The 14,958-nt window shown below is 51.2% G+C and carries 10 protein-coding genes; 6 read left to right on the top strand and 4 right to left on the bottom strand.

Going from position 1 to position 14,958, the window contains the following annotated elements; genetic code table 11:
• Positions 1–912, top strand: a complete 912-nt coding sequence (locus D6024_RS08300) for a hypothetical protein (protein ID WP_121354098.1) — start codon at positions 1–3, stop codon at positions 910–912.
• A 97-nt stretch (positions 913–1,009) separates the two neighbouring features.
• On the opposite strand, the gene D6024_RS08295 is transcribed toward D6024_RS08300, so the two are convergent.
• The gene (locus D6024_RS08295) at positions 1,010–1,639 is read right to left on the bottom strand and encodes a polysaccharide deacetylase family protein (RefSeq protein WP_121354173.1); all 630 of its coding nucleotides are present in this window, start codon (positions 1,637–1,639) and stop codon (positions 1,010–1,012) included.
• Positions 1,640–1,816: 177 nt separating this feature from the next.
• Here D6024_RS08295 and gltX point away from each other — a divergent pair, with 177 nt between their 5' ends.
• Positions 1,817–3,343 (top strand): glutamate--tRNA ligase, encoded by a 1,527-nt coding sequence (gltX, locus tag D6024_RS08290; RefSeq protein ID WP_121354097.1) that lies wholly within the window; start codon positions 1,817–1,819, stop codon positions 3,341–3,343.
• Here the strand turns inward: gltX and D6024_RS08285 are convergent.
• On the bottom strand, positions 3,340–4,332 hold the full coding sequence (locus D6024_RS08285; RefSeq protein WP_121354096.1) for an aldo/keto reductase: 993 nt from the start codon (positions 4,330–4,332) through the stop codon (positions 3,340–3,342). The two genes, gltX and D6024_RS08285, sit on opposite strands and share 4 nt — an antisense overlap.
• Before the next feature lie 43 nt (positions 4,333–4,375).
• Here D6024_RS08285 and D6024_RS08280 point away from each other — a divergent pair, with 43 nt between their 5' ends.
• Positions 4,376–4,795 carry a cobalamin B12-binding domain-containing protein gene (locus D6024_RS08280; protein ID WP_121354095.1) on the top strand — a complete coding sequence of 140 codons (420 nt, stop codon included), beginning with the start codon at positions 4,376–4,378 and terminating at the stop codon, positions 4,793–4,795.
• A gap of 9 nt (positions 4,796–4,804) precedes the next feature.
• Positions 4,805–5,575: an enoyl-CoA hydratase/isomerase family protein gene (locus D6024_RS08275; protein WP_121354094.1), complete on the top strand. Its 771-nt coding sequence runs from the start codon at positions 4,805–4,807 to the stop codon at positions 5,573–5,575.
• Positions 5,576–5,669: 94 nt separating this feature from the next.
• On the opposite strand, the gene D6024_RS08270 is transcribed toward D6024_RS08275, so the two are convergent.
• Positions 5,670–6,308: a C40 family peptidase gene (locus D6024_RS08270; protein ID WP_121354093.1), complete on the bottom strand. Its 639-nt coding sequence runs from the start codon at positions 6,306–6,308 to the stop codon at positions 5,670–5,672.
• A 142-nt stretch (positions 6,309–6,450) separates the two neighbouring features.
• Here D6024_RS08270 and fumC point away from each other — a divergent pair, with 142 nt between their 5' ends.
• Positions 6,451–7,863 carry a class II fumarate hydratase gene (gene fumC / locus D6024_RS08265; protein WP_121354092.1) on the top strand — a complete coding sequence of 471 codons (1,413 nt, stop codon included), beginning with the start codon at positions 6,451–6,453 and terminating at the stop codon, positions 7,861–7,863.
• A gap of 214 nt (positions 7,864–8,077) precedes the next feature.
• Here fumC and D6024_RS08260 read toward each other — a convergent pair whose 3' ends face one another.
• Positions 8,078–11,344, bottom strand: coding sequence for a TonB-dependent receptor (locus D6024_RS08260; protein ID WP_121354091.1), 3,267 nt, complete (start codon positions 11,342–11,344; stop codon positions 8,078–8,080).
• A gap of 314 nt (positions 11,345–11,658) precedes the next feature.
• Between D6024_RS08260 and D6024_RS08255 the strand changes: the two genes are divergently transcribed.
• Positions 11,659–14,925, top strand: a complete 3,267-nt coding sequence (locus tag D6024_RS08255) for a TonB-dependent receptor (RefSeq protein WP_121354090.1) — start codon at positions 11,659–11,661, stop codon at positions 14,923–14,925.
• The last annotated feature ends 33 nt before the right edge of the window (positions 14,926–14,958 follow it).

Here is a 14,958-nt window from a genome sequence, read left to right as displayed (position 1 = left end):
ATGAAAAAAACTTCATTCCTTACCCGAATGATGACGGCTGCCGGCATGATGGCTTTGCTGATTGCAGGGTGTAAAAAAGAATCCAGCGACACCCTTTCCACCCAGGAAGAAGACCAGGTTGCGCAATTTTCTGCTGAATCGGAAGTGGAATCCCAGTTTGCTTTCAATGATGTATTTGACAACGTAATGGGCGTGGATAATGAACTGGGCATCGGCGGCGTAGGAATTTTTGGCCGCGTTGCAGGTGACAGCCGCACACAGAAAACAGACTCGATTCCTTCCTGTGTGAAAGTCACCATTGTTCCGCTGCAGCCCTTTGTTTTTCCGAAAACCGTAACAATCGATTTTGGAACCGGCTGCCTGAGTCACGGCCATCTCCGCTCGGGAAAAATCACCACTGTCTATACCGGTCCGCTACGGGAAGCCGGCAAATCGGCCACCACAACGTTTGATAACTTCACCATCGACTCGTTTGCCGTTCAGGGCACCCACCGCATTACCAATACGACGGCTCCCGCATCGCTCCAGCGACAATTCAAGATGGAGGTTATCAATGCGAAAATTTCCAAACCCCACGACAATTACGAAGAGTGGAATGCCACCCGCCTCCACACGCAGATCGAAGGAAATGCCACCCTGCTGCCCGGCGACGATATTTTCAGTATTACCGGAAACAGCACCGGCAAAACCAAAAGAGGAAGCCTGCTGGTTTCCTGGAGTTCCGAAATCCAGGAACCGCTGATCAAACGTTTTACTTGCCGTTGGTTTTCAAAGGGAAGCGTCAAAACCGTGCGCAATGGCTTGCCCGCAAACACGCCATGGGTGGGCATTCTGGACTTTGGAAACGGCACCTGCGACAACAAAGCTTTGTTGACAATCAACGGTATTTCACGCCAAATAACTTTGCACTAATTAAAAAAAACTTTATATCTTTAAATTAGTTTTCATAGGGTACGGATTAAAAACGGGCCAGGGTTTCTACCCAGGCCCAAATTATTTTTAGACGGCCTCAAAGTTTTTTGAACAAATAGCCCTTTTTTGAAAAATAGTCCAGCACCTGCGGCAATGCATAGCGAAGGTTGGGAAAGGCCTTCTCGCTGTCGTGAAAAACAACCAATGAACCCGGCCCCGCATGCTTTACAACAATCGCGGCACATTGCTCCGGGGACACGGTCCGATCGAAATCGGCACTCAACACATCCCACATCACAACGCTTGCCTCCTGCCGGCCCATTGCCATTGGTATGGCCCTGGCCTGCCGCCTGCGGATACGGCCATAGGGCGGCCGGAAAAGCTTGCTGTCGATGACAGCGCTTGCCTTTAGTATGTCCTGGAGGTAATCTGTATCAGTGGTTTTCCAACCGTTCTTATGCGAGTAGGTATGGTTACCGGTTGAATGTCCTGCGGCTACGATCGACTGGTAAACACCAGGATACTGCTCGACATTTTTCCCAATGCAAAAAAACGTTGCTTCTGCACCATAGCTTTTCAGCTCACTTAACACCCAGGGTGTTATTTCCGGGTGCGGGCCATCATCGAAAGTGAGATAAAGCACTTTCTCTTTTGCCGGCATTTTCCATAAGTAAGTGGGATAGAGTTTCCTGACCCACCACGGTATTTTTAAAAAGAATTTGTGCATGCCGTGTAAAGATAGGCCAGGCTGAAAGAGCGAAACAGTGTCAGCGGCCCTGCAATTCCCGTGGCAGTCATCCCCACAACGCACGGTTGGTTGCACTAATGAAAGCGGAAAGGCTGGCCCAATCCCTTCGTTCATTCCCTTACGGCAGTTCAGGCATTCTCAACCTATTTTTGCCGGATGACAGAAAAGAAAGTCCGCGTTCGGTTTGCACCAAGTCCGACAGGCGGTTTACACCTGGGAGGCGTTCGCACGGTTTTGTACAATTATTTATTTGCCAAACAGCACGGAGGCGATTTTATTCTTCGCATTGAGGATACAGACCAAAGCCGCTATGTCCCCGGCGCTGAAGAATACATCTTTGAAACCCTGAAGTGGTGCGGTCTGGAGCCCGACGAAAGCACACAGCATGGCGGCAGCTTTGGCCCCTACCGCCAGAGCGAACGCAAGGAAAGTTACCGCCGGTATGCAGAAGAACTGGTGGCAAAAGGTGTGGCCTACTACGCCTTTGATACTGCAGAAGAACTGGATGCGATGCGCAACCGGTTACGGACAGCCGAAAACCCCTCGCCACAATACGATCGCACGGTCCGCACACAAATGCGCAACTCCCTCACGCTTTCCAAAGAAGAAGTGGAAAGCCTCTTGCAGCAGGGAACGGCACACGTGGTGCGCATCAAAATGCCCGAAGAGGAAACGGTTTCGTTCACGGATATGATCCGCGGAGAAGTGAGCTTTGATACTTCGGTGGTGGATGACAAAGTATTGCTGAAAGCCGACGGCATGCCGACCTATCACCTGGCGGTTGTCGTGGATGACTTTCTCATGCAGATCACCCACGCCTTTCGCGGTGAAGAATGGCTGCCCAGTGCACCTGTGCATGTACTGTTGTGGCGCCATTTGTTTGGCGAAGACAAAATGCCGCTATGGGCTCACCTTCCACTCATCCTGGGCCCGAGCGGGAAACTGAGCAAACGCGATGGAGCCAAGTATGGCTTCCCGGTTTTTGCCATGAACTGGAAAGATCCCAAAACCGGCGAACTGACCGAAGGCTTTCGCGAACGGGGCTTTTTGCCCGAAGCATTCATTAACATGCTGGCCGTGTTGGGTTGGAACGATGGAACGGAACAGGAAGTCTTTACGAAAGACGAACTGGTGCAAAAATTCTCCGTTGAACGAGTGCACAGCGGCGGCGCCAAATTCGATTTTGAAAAAGCCAAATGGTTCAACCACGAATGGATCAAGAAGCTGCCGGCAACAGCCTACAGTCAAAAGGTCAAATCCATTTTTGAAGAAAAAGGCCTGGCCATCCAGGATGATGCCTACCTCGAAAAAATACTGGAATTGGTAAAAGACCGCTGTACGCTGTTACCCGACTTCTGGGAACACAGTTCGTTCTTTTTCCGGGCACCAAAAACAATTGACTTTGCACCGGTAATGGCCAAGTGGAACAGCGACAAAAAAGCATTTTTTACAGCACTCGGTCACCCGCTACGCAGCGTAAGCGACTGGAAGGCCGCAACGCTGGAAGCACTCTTTAAAAACCTGGCAGAAGGCGCCGGAATAAAACCCGGCGAATTGCAGCTCCCGATGCGTCTTATGCTTGTTGGCGGAAAATTTGGTCCGCCGGTATTTGACATCGCCGAAATACTGGGCAAAGAAGAAACCGTCAACCGGATTGAAGCGGCACTGGAGCAATTGCCTTAACCTCTTTGCTCCATTAGTTGCAAAATCGGTTCCCATTCGGTTGCCAGCGAACGAAGGAACGCTTTATTTTCCTCCGACAGCGCTTTCAACCCTTCGGTGTTTCCCTGCACCTGAGCCGGCGTGCGAATGCCGGGTATGATGGTGCTGACTTCCGGAAAACTAAGAATATAACTTAACGCAAGGCTTGTTTCGGACAGGCCTTCGTTTTTTCCCACCGGCCACACTTTTTCTTCCAGCAATTGCAATGATTTTTCCAGGATCTCCGGCGAAAAACGAAAACTGCGGTGATCGCTTTTTTCAAACTGTGATGCCGCCGAAAACTTCCCGGTGAGCAAGCCGAATTGAAGGGGCATACGGGCTATGATGCCATAACCTTTTGACGCGGCTTTTTCCATCACCCTCAAAGCCCTTTGATTGATGATGTTAAACACGAGCTGGAAGCCATCGCCCAAGCCCTGCTCCAGTAAAAAACCGGCTTCCGGCTCCGGGTAAAAAGTATTGAGCGACAATCCCCAGTACCGGATCTTTCCTTCCCTCTTTAACTGCTCCATGGCATCGATACACTCACCGTTTTGCAAATGCTGCAGGCGTGCCACGTGAAGCTGGTAATAATCGATTGTTTCCCGTTGCAGCCGCTGCAGGCTTTGTTCGCAGGCGGCGAGGATGTAGTCTTTGGAATAATCGATAACGATCTTTTCGTTGATGTTTCGCTGGCCCACTTTGGTGGCAAGAAGGCAGTTGCTGTTTCCTTTCAAGGCATGCCCCAACAATTCCTCGGAATGACCCAGCCCGTAAAAATCGGCCGTATCAAAAAAATTGATGCCGGCATCCAATGCAGCCTTAATGGCTTTGACCGAGGTTTCATCATCCGTTTCGCCCCAACCGATCGGCAGGCCACCCACGCTTGCAGCGCCGCCAATAGCCCAGGCACCAAATCCGATTTCGCTAACCTGTAGATCCGTCTTTCCAAATTGCCGGTAATTCATCATCAACGTCTTTGTTTTCTAAACTAGGTTATTTTTGACGAACATTATGAGCGAAGCGTTCAAACGACCCATCAGGATATTGGTAGCAAAAGTTGGACTCGATGGCCATGACAGAGGTGCAAAAGTCATCGCCACCGCCCTGCGGGATGCCGGCATGGAAGTGATCTATACCGGCCTGCGCCAAACCCCGGAAATGGTGGTAGCTGCGGCCCTGCAGGAAGACGTCGATGCCATTGGTATTTCCATCCTGTCGGGTGCCCACATGACGGTGTTTCCCAAGGTTGCAGCACTGATGAAAGAAAAAGGGCTGAACGATGTACTGCTGACCGGTGGAGGCATTATTCCCGAAGAAGACATGCAAACATTACGCACCCAGGGCGTGGGACGACTGTTTCCTCCCGGCACGTCTACCGCCGACATCGCAGGCTATATCACCCAATGGGTAACTGATAACCGTTCCTTTTAACCAACACGTATGTACAAAACATTACTGGCTACGCTGGAAAATAGCATTCTCACCGCGACAATCAACCGGCCCGACAAACTGAATGCCCTCAACAGGGAGGTCATGAACGACCTGGATACTCTGCTCAATGACATTGACAGTAACAAAGACATTAAGGCTGTGATCATTACCGGTGCGGGGCAAAAAGGCTTTGTCGCCGGTGCCGACATCAGCGAGTTTGTGGGCCTCAGCAGGGAAGAAGGCCAGGCCCTGGCCCAAAAAGGACAGGATATTTTTTCCCGCATTGAAAACAACCGCAAACCCATCGTGGCAGCCGTGAATGGCTTTGCCCTGGGCGGCGGCTGCGAGCTGGCCATGAGTTGCCATTTTCGCGTAGCCAGTGAGAACGCCAGGTTTGGCCAACCCGAAGTGAACCTTGGCCTTATTCCCGGTTATGGAGGTACGCAGCGGCTGGTGCAATTGATTGGCAAAGGCCGTGCAATGGAACTGTTGATGACCGGCAACATGATCGACGCACAAACAGCACTGCAATATGGGTTAGTAAACCACGTGGTGCCGCAGGACGAATTGCTCGTCAAAACAAAATCCATTTTAGACGTAATTGTTGCAAAAGCGCCGCTGGCCATAAGTAAATGTATTGCAGCCGCCAACGCCGCATTTACTGAAAAAGGCTATCAAATAGAAAGCGAGGGATTTGGCGAGTGCTTTGCGACCGAAGACATGAAAGAAGGCACAGCAGCCTTCCTGGAAAAACGCAAACCGGCTTTCACGGGAAAATGACAGCAGCCTGTCAAATAATTCCCTTGATGATTTCCCAATATCTCAATATCCAATATCCCAATATCTAATATCTCAATATCTCAATATCTCTCCCTCATCCATTTTGCGGGAATACGCGAATTGTTTTTACAAAACGGCCCTTGTAATAAGAATTCAAGGGTGTAATGGTGACACCGTGCTGGCGGCCGGAAGTGGAGTGAATGAACCGCAGTGTATCGGAATTATCAACCACTATCCCCATGTGTCCCACAAACCGCTCCGTGCTGTCGGTACCGGTAAACAAAATCAGGTCGCCTGCCTTTGCCTGTGCAGCACTCACTTCTGTTCCTACATTGGTAAAATCGATTGACGAACGTGGCACCACGATATCAAAATGCTTGAACACATAGGTAATAAACCCGGAACAATCGAAACCTTTTGCAGGATCGGTGCTTCCATACAGATAAGGAACACCGATCTGCGTTTTGGCAAAAGCCACTACTTCAGCCGGCGACACGCCCCTGGTATCAATGCCTCCTTTGGGCAGGGGCAGGTGATTTTTTACAACCGTGTCGATGTTGCCGGGTCCTGCCTTTACACTGTCGATTTTCGGATCGGGCGGCAGGGAGCTGCGGGCCTGCAGGGAATCGGTCGTAACCATTTGAACATCTTCGGTCTTGTTTTTATTGAACAAGGCGACGGTCGCCTGCCAGCCGGCGAACAAAACGATTACGATACCGATAAGCCATTTCATAAGTAAACCTTACCCAACATCCGACAAAAAAAGGTCCAGAAAAGAACTGTGGAACGAACATCCCACCCCGAAACAATTCCTGACAAACCTCAAAAAATTGCTTTGGATCAGCGGTTATCTTTGCGAAACTTAAAACAAAACCATGTCACAATACCGGATCGAAAAAGATACCATGGGCGAAGTGCAGGTGCCTGCCGATGCCATTTACGGGGCCCAAACCCAGCGCAGTATTGATAATTTCAAGATTGCACAGGACATCAACCGGATGCCCAAAGAGATCATCCGCGCCTTTGCCTACCTGAAAAAGGCAGCGGCCATCACCAATTTTGAAGCCGGCGTTCTGCCCAAAGAAAAAATGGAACTGATCGGCAGGGTTTGCGACGAGATCCTCGACGGGAAACTCGATGATTCTTTTCCACTCGTGGTGTGGCAAACCGGCAGCGGCACCCAAAGCAACATGAACGTAAACGAAGTGGTCGCCTACCGTGCCCACGTACTGAACGGCGGCCAGCTGACCGATAAAGACAAAGTGCTGCATCCCAACGATGACGTCAACAAGTCGCAATCGTCGAACGATACTTTTCCTACCGCGATGCACATTGCGGCGTACAAGATTTTGATTGAAACCACGATCCCCGGCATTGAAAAACTGTGCAACACACTGGCCGAAAAAAGCAAGGCGTTCATGAACGTGGTGAAAATCGGTCGCACCCATTTTATGGATGCCACACCGCTTACACTGGGACAGGAATTCAGCGGCTATGTTTCGCAATTGGATCATGGATTGAAGGCCATCAAAAACACGCTGGACCACCTGTCCGAACTGGCCCTGGGCGGAACGGCCGTGGGCACGGGTATCAACACGCCTCCGGGTTATTCGGAAAATGTGGCCAAACACATTGCGGATTTAACCGGCCTTCCCTTCCGCACGGCCGAAAACAAATTCGAGTCGCTGGCAGCACACGATGCCATCGTGGAGGCACACGGTGCGTTGAAAACGGTTGCCGTCAGCCTGATGAAAATTGCCAACGACATCCGCATGTTGTCGTCCGGTCCGCGCAGCGGCATTGGCGAAATTTTCATTCCCGACAACGAGCCGGGATCCTCCATCATGCCGGGCAAGGTGAACCCCACGCAATGCGAAGCGCTGACGATGATCGCTGCACAGGTATTGGGAAATGATGTTGCCATTAATATTGGCGGATCGATGGGGCATTTTGAACTGAACGTGTTCAAACCGATGATGATCTACAACTTCCTGCACAGCGCAAGACTGATCGGCGACGGCTGCGTTTCGTTCAATGACAAATGCGCTGTTGGCATTGCACCGATTGAGGCGAACATCAAAAAGCATGTTGACAATTCGCTGATGCTGGTCACTTCGCTCAACACAAAAATTGGTTATTACAAAGCAGCAGAAATTGCACAAAAAGCACACAAGGAAGGAACCACGCTGAAAGAAATGGCGGTGAAGCTGGGTTATGTCACACCGGAGCAGTTTGACGAGTGGGTGGTTCCGGAGAAGATGGTCGGAGAATTAGCGAGTGGCAAGTAGTGAGTCGCGGGTAGCCGTTTACTGCATGTTTGTTTATTTTATCAAGCTGCACCATTGTGGTGCAGCTTTTTTTATGGCATTTAAGGAAGCGAATTGATGCTCCTGGTTTTAGGGCCAACAATAAAAAAACCTCCTGAACATTCAGGAGGTTTTTTTATTTGGAGAGCAAAATGAACCAAGCGGCTACTTGCTACTTGCTGTTCACTACTCGCTCTTATTGGAAGATATAGCGGATACCCAGTTGCACCTGGAAGCGGGAAGCCTGGCTCGTGCTGTTCTGGAAGGTATTCACCAGCGGTGTTTGGCTGGCGGCATCCAGGTAAGGGAACGAGAACGAAGGCTTACCGGCATCAGCACCCGATGCTACGATACCCTTATACGTCAGCAGGGCAAAGTTGTTACCGGAACCAAGCGATTTGCTGGTGGTACGGAAAATACCCCAGTTCTTGTTAATCAGGTTACCGAAGTTGTAGATATCGGCTGTGAAACGGAACGTATTGGTCTTCTTGTTTACACGGATCAGGAAGTCCTGCGTGAAGTTCAGATCCAAACGCTTGTAGAAAGGCAGCATCAAACCGTTTCTCTCTACATACTCACCTCTTTTCTTATACAGGTAAGGATCCTGGTTGATGTACGCATTCAGCTGGTTCCAGATCACGTTTGTAGAACGGGTGTCGGTTGCGCCGTCGGCTACCAGCACGATTTCGCTCTGGCTTCTGGGAACATAAACCAGGTCGTTACCCGTCAACCCATCGTTGTTCAGGTCACCGTTGTAGGTGTAGCTGGCCGTTCCGCCATTGGCGGCTTCAAACGTGAAGCCCACTGAGGTAGCGAAATGCTTCAGGTACTCCTTGCGGTAGTAGGCGGCCGCCACAACACGGTGTGGCTGGTTGTAGTTGGAATAACCCAGTTCCGGCAGGTTCGGATCGCCACTTACAGGGCGGTCACGCCAGATGGATTGAGCGATAGAACCACCATCGTTAACAGACTTGCTTTTACCGTACGTGTACGCAATCATTGTGTACAGGTTGTTCACATTGCGTTGCAGTTGGCCGGTAAGGTTGTACGAATAACCCTTCGACGTGTTGGTCATCAGGATCGCGTCGGAGATATTCGGGTTGGTGGCAGTTGCACCACCGGCACCGTTATAGATCTGCGACGAAGTATAACGGATACGGTTGTCGGCACCCAGCAGCGGCGCACCGGTGGATGGCAGGTTCACGTTCTGGTGGTAAACAGCGTTGACATCTTTTGTATAGATACCTTCCAGCGTTGCTGTGATATCCCAGAAGATGCGTTTGTCAACAGCAAGGTTAGAACGGAAAATCTGCGGGAACTTGAAGTTCTCGTCCGTAACAGCCAGGTTGTACGATGTATTGGCCGTGGCGTTGGCAGGACGGTTTGCATTCACATCGTTGCTGAATGCAATGCCCGATGTTTTCACGAAAGAGCCAAAGTCAACACCGTTGTTGCTCGCCTGGTTGGTGATCCACACAAACGGCGGCGCTCCGGCAAACACACCCAGGCCACCGCGAACCTGCACGGTTTTGTCGCCTTTTGCATCCCAGTTGAAACCAAGGCGTGGGCTCCACAGGACAGCCGTTTTCGGCTTGCGGCCCGTATTGATGCGAACACCGTTGCGGTAGACAAGGGCATCGGCATTGACATTGTCGCCAAAGCTATTGCCGAAGATCGGCAGGTCGGCACGCAGGCCGGCGGTAACCACCAGGTTGTCGGTAGCGTTCCAGCGATCCTGGGCAAAGAAGCCCAATTGCAGCGCATTCACATCCGCAAAGGGGAACTCTCCACCTTTCCGGGCAGAGTAACGAAGCTCGTAACGGGTAGCAGTTTGTGCACCGTTGATGGCAGCATCATAAAACGCAGCCAGGGTCGGGAACTGGTAAGCGCCGTAATAGTTCGGCGCAAAACCGTTGCGGAACTTATTGTATGTATTCTGCGTACCAAACGTGAAGTTGTGCTTACCATGGAACAGGGAAACGATATCGTTGAACTGGTAAGTGTCTGTGTTCAACAGGTTATTGGCCGTGAAAGGCTCGTAACCAAACGATGTGTACGTGCTGCCGCTACCATTACCGATATCAACCATAGGGAAAATGCCACCAGGAGAAGAACGGAAATCGCGGAGGCGGTTGTAACCAACCTGCAACTTATTGGAAAGTGTGCTGGAGATACGGCTGTTCAATTCAGCAATCACAATGTTGAAGTTGTTGTTGATGACATACGAAGAGGCGAAGAACGGCATGCCTGTGTTGCTGGCGGTACGGCCACCCTGCAGCGAGCCGCTGGTGCTGGGCACAACGTTACGGTTGCTCTTCAGGTAGAAGTAGTTAATCGTAAAGGTGTTCTTTGCGTTGATGTTGTAATCAAGACGAACCGTTGCACGGTCGGCGTTGGTGTTGTAGTTGTAGTTCTCGTACGGTCCGGGATCGTAGCCGTATTTTGAAACCAGGAAACTACGCAGGGCATCCAGCGTATCGCCATTGGCCTGGGAAATCACTCCAGGAACAGCCGGCTTGCCGGTGCGGCTGGCCATAAAGCTGGTAGCAGGTTGCGCCAGGCGCTCTCTTTCATAGCTCACGAAGTAGAACAGCTTGTTTTTAACGAGGTAGCCACCGAGGTTGGCACCGGTGCTGTAGTAATTAAAGTCCTGCGATGGCAGGGAAGCGGTTCCTACGTGTGTGCCTGTCAGGTAGGGGTTTCTCCAATAATAATAAACCGAACCACGGTAGTTATTGGTACCGCTGCGGGTAACAGAGTTGATACCGGCACCGGTAAAAGAACCCAGGGTCACATCGTACGGAGCGATGTTCACCTGCACCTGGTCGAGGGCATCCAGCGAAATGGGCTGGCTGTTCGTTTGGCCACCCAGTGTACCGGAAAGACCAAAGGTGTTGTTGAACGAAGCGCCATTGACCGTAAGGTTGTTATAAGATGAACTGCGTCCACCGAAGGAAAGTCCGTTGGCGGTCGGCGCCAAGCGGGTAAAATCCTGCAGGCTGCGGCTGACGGTCGGCAGGCGATCGAGCTGCGAGCGGTTGATCACCTCGGAGGCGCCAGTGCGGCTACGGCTGAAAACCCTGTCGGACCGGGTAGTAGAAACGGTCACTTCAGTCAGGTTGCCGGTGTTCGCTGTCAGTTTAAAGTCGGCTTTGTAGGCCGTGCCCAGGGAAAGGGTAATATCTTTCTGGGTAGAAGCCTGGTAACCAACATAGGTAACGGTAATTTCATAGGGACCGCCGACTCTCACGTTAGGAAGGTTGTAGCGGCCATCGGCACGGGTAGAGGTAGAATACCGTGTTCCGGTAGGTAAATGGATTGCGGCAATGGTTGCTCCCTGTAATCCCTGCCCATTTTCACCGGTAACAACGCCCTGAATTTCAGAGGTCGTTTCCTGGGAAAAGGCGGATACAAAAGAGAACAACGCAGCCAGAGTAACCAAAAGCAGACGTTTTATTCTCATGTGTTAGAAATTTGCCGCAAAGGTGTAGGGATTTACCGTTCCCAGCATTAAATTTTTATTAACAATGGGGATTCAAATCGGTCGGAAAAACCGCTTTCTGCCTCGGTTCGGGCTTGTCTCGGGTCCTCCAAAACCGAATGGTTTTCAACTAAGTTTCAGCCAAATAGGCGACACCAAGGGTGAGCTTTCAGGATATTCTCCGTTCCTGCAGGGACTGTTTAAACACTCCAAAAACCTAGATGTCAATTAATTAATGCAAGTAAAATGTTATTTTTTGCCGATCAATTCACACCTTTGCGGCAAATTTCAAACACATGATGAGAAGAATTCTACTCTTGCTGACAATTGCCCTCGCAATTGTGCAGTATTCCCATGCGCAGGTAACAACCAGTAGCATTTCGGGAATGGTAAGGGGAGCCGGCGGCGAGGCCCTTGTGGGTGCCACGGTGACTGCAACACATGTTCCGACCGGAACGGTTTATACAGCCGCGAGCCGCGCAGGCGGACGCTTTGACATTCAGAACGTAGCACCCGGCGGGCCCTATACCATCAAGGTATCCTATGTTGGTTTTGGCGAATTTACCCGTACCGATATTAATATTCCGCTGGGTGAACGGTTTGACATTACCGCAGACCTGAGTGCTGCCAACCAGCAAATGCAGGAAGTAGTGGTATCAACCCGCGGCGCAAGAACGGAAAGAACCGGTGCTGCGACCAATTTTTCGCGTCGCCAGCTCCAGAACCTTCCTAATATCAGCCGCAGCATTACCGCCATTACAAGAACGACACCGCAAGCCAACGGCAACAGTTTCGCCGGTATGAACTACCGCTATAACAACATCACGATTGACGGCGCCCTGTTCAACAACAACTTTGGCCGCTCCGGTGACGGACAAATTCCCGGTGGCGGTACATCGGCCATCTCTATCGATGCCCTCGACCAGATCCAGGTAAACATCGCCCCCTACGATGTGCGCCAGGCAGGTTTTGTTGGCGCCGGTATCAACGCCGTGACCCGCAGGGGCACCAACACCTACACCGGTACGCTCTATGGCTATTACCGCAACCAGGATTTCAACGGCAAAAAAGTAAAAGGCGTTGAAGTGGCAAATGCAAAACGCTCGACCAACATCTATGGCGCCAGCGTGGGTGGCCCTATCATCAAAAACAAACTGTTTTTCTTTGTAAACGGCGAACGCGAAAAAAGAACGGCTCCGGGCCAAACCTGGACCGCCAAGCGCCCTGGCGTAAATGATAGCGACCCCAATGCGACCGGCGTTCTGGCCTCAGACCTGGATGCGCTGTCGGCCTACCTGAAACAGAAATACAACTACGATCCGGGCAAATACGAAGGTTACGACTTCCTGACCGACAACGTAAAGTTTGTAACCCGCTTCGACTGGAACATTACATCCAAGCACCGCTTTACGGCCCGTTACAACTATTCCAATACAGATGACGACGACCAGGTGAATGCAAACAGCGGCCCGAATCCGCGTTTCAGCAACAGCCGTCGCGGTACCAAAACAGGTGGCCTGGCATTTAATGGTGCCAACTTCCAAAACAACACGAAGGTGAATTCCATTGTGGGTGAATTGAACTCCAATTTTAGCAACAAGATTTCCAACCAGCTGATTGGCTCCTTTACCCACGTAGAGCCGAAGCGTGTTCCAAACAGCACCGCTTCTTTCGTAGACATCATGTCCGGGGCAAACGTTTACACTTCCTTCGGCACAGACCTGTTTTCCTACGACAACCGGATTGATGACAAGGCGCTGAACTTTGCCAACAACACCACCATCAACCTGGCAAAACACGTGGTAACTGCCGGTATCAGCTACGACCGTCTTTCGTTTGAAAATGCCTTCTCCGATTACGGTGGCCCTTCTTACTATCGTTTTGCTTCGTTGCAGGATTTCCTTGACAATAAAGCACCGACTGTTTTTGCCGTTACATACAGCTATGGCAAAAACAAGAGCGACATCCCCCCGGCTGCGGCCAAATTTGCACAGTTGGGTTTCTATGCGCAGGATGCATGGGCACCGTCCGAAAAACTCCGGCTGACGTACGGTCTGCGTGTAGACAAGCCATTGTACCCCTATGATGCCCCGCAAAATCCCGCGCTTGCAGCCGTTGTGTTCAAAGACGAAAACGGCAACAACGAACAGTTCGATGTGAGCAAGTGGCCAAAATCGCGTTTGCTTTTCTCTCCCCGCGTTGGTGTTAACTACGACGTGAAAGGCGACAAGAACCTGGTCGTTCGTGGTGGTACGGGCATCTTTACCGGCCGTATTCCATTTATCTGGCTGGTAAACCAGGTGGCTGATAACGGTGTGCTCCGTAGCATTTATACCGCGACCGCGGCACAATTAGCTGATATCCGCTACAACCCGGATCGTACCGCCTACAGCAACCTGGTACCGGACGTGCAGCCCGGAACCTCGATTCCATCTGGCAGCCCCTCCTACTCGGCTACAGCTTCCGATTTCAAAATGCCGCAGGTTTGGCGTTCCAACGTTGCTGTCGACAAGCGCTTTGCACAGAACTATACGTTTACCCTGGAAGGTGTCTTCACCAAATCCTTCAACAACGTGTTCTTCCGCAATGCCAACCTGGGTGCACAAAACGGCACGGTGGCCATCGCCGGCGACAACCGTCCGTATTACAATGCCAGGTTGAACAGCAACATCACCTCGCTCATTGTGATGGACAACACCAACAAAGGCTATAGCACCTCGCTGACAGCACAGTTGCAGCGCAGCTTTGCCAAGAACTGGGAAGGTTTTGTTGCCTATACATTCACAGCTTCCAAAGACATCAACATTGGTACAAGCGACCGTGCCTCCAGTAGCTGGTCAACCAATAATATCGTTGCCAACGCGAACAACCCGGAACTGGGCTTTTCCAATTTCGCCATTCCGCACCGCGTTGTGGCCAGCGGATCATACCGCTTCAACTATGCCAACAATGCACTGGCAACAACCGTTGGCTTGTATTACAGCGGCTCTTCGCAGGAGCGCTATCATTTCCGCTACGGAAACGACATCAACGGCGATGCGCAAACAAACGACATGATCTACATCCCGGCCGATCCGTCGCAGATCACGTTTGTGGAAGGTTTCAAAGTGGGCTCAAAGACTTATACGGCACAGGAGCAGAAAGATGCCTTCTTCCGTTTTGTGGAGAATAACTCTTACCTGCGTTCACACAAGGGCCAGTATGTTGAGCGTTACGGTGCCTTGCTGCCCTGGGTAAACAACCTGGATCTGCGCCTGCTGCAGGACTTTTCCTTCAATGCCCTGAACCACCGGCATGCCTTCCAGTTCAGCGTGGATGTGGTGAACTTCCTGAACCTCCTGAATAACAAATGGGGCACCCGCTATGCGTACACCTTCGGTTCCTTCAGCGACCTGGGGATCCTGGGCACGCCTTCTGCCACCAACAATACCGGCGCAGAAACTTTCAACCGCAATACGCCCAAGTTTACCTTCAACCCTGATGGCCCCACACAGGCTTATCAAACCGACTACTCCATATTCAGCACCTGGGGTATTCAGCTCGGGTTACGTTACAATTTCTAATTGCAACGGTTCTGATACGAAAAAAGCTGCCCA

The organism is Flavisolibacter nicotianae (genome assembly GCF_003628535.1).
GTDB lineage: Bacteria > Bacteroidota > Bacteroidia > Chitinophagales > Chitinophagaceae > Flavisolibacter > Flavisolibacter nicotianae.
The sequence above is the reverse complement of the archived record's forward strand: the minus strand, read 5'-3'. Positions and strand labels throughout refer to the sequence as shown.

Bases quoted from the DNA above. Each gene is read 5' to 3' on its own strand.
- D6024_RS08260 (WP_121354091.1), bottom strand. From the start codon at position 11,344: ATGAGAATAAAACGTCTGCTTTTGGTTACTCTGGCTGCGTTGTTCTCT.
- gltX (WP_121354097.1), top strand. From the start codon at position 1,817: ATGACAGAAAAGAAAGTCCGCGTTCGGTTTGCACCAAGTCCGACAGGC.
- D6024_RS08280 (WP_121354095.1), top strand. From the start codon at position 4,376: ATGAGCGAAGCGTTCAAACGACCCATCAGGATATTGGTAGCAAAAGTT.
- D6024_RS08285 (WP_121354096.1), bottom strand. From the start codon at position 4,332: ATGATGAATTACCGGCAATTTGGAAAGACGGATCTACAGGTTAGCGAA.
- D6024_RS08275 (WP_121354094.1), top strand. From the start codon at position 4,805: ATGTACAAAACATTACTGGCTACGCTGGAAAATAGCATTCTCACCGCG.
- D6024_RS08270 (WP_121354093.1), bottom strand. From the start codon at position 6,308: ATGAAATGGCTTATCGGTATCGTAATCGTTTTGTTCGCCGGCTGGCAG.
- D6024_RS08255 (WP_121354090.1), top strand. From the start codon at position 11,659: ATGATGAGAAGAATTCTACTCTTGCTGACAATTGCCCTCGCAATTGTG.
- fumC (WP_121354092.1), top strand. From the start codon at position 6,451: ATGTCACAATACCGGATCGAAAAAGATACCATGGGCGAAGTGCAGGTG.
- D6024_RS08300 (WP_121354098.1), top strand. From the start codon at position 1: ATGAAAAAAACTTCATTCCTTACCCGAATGATGACGGCTGCCGGCATG.
- D6024_RS08295 (WP_121354173.1), bottom strand. From the start codon at position 1,639: ATGCACAAATTCTTTTTAAAAATACCGTGGTGGGTCAGGAAACTCTAT.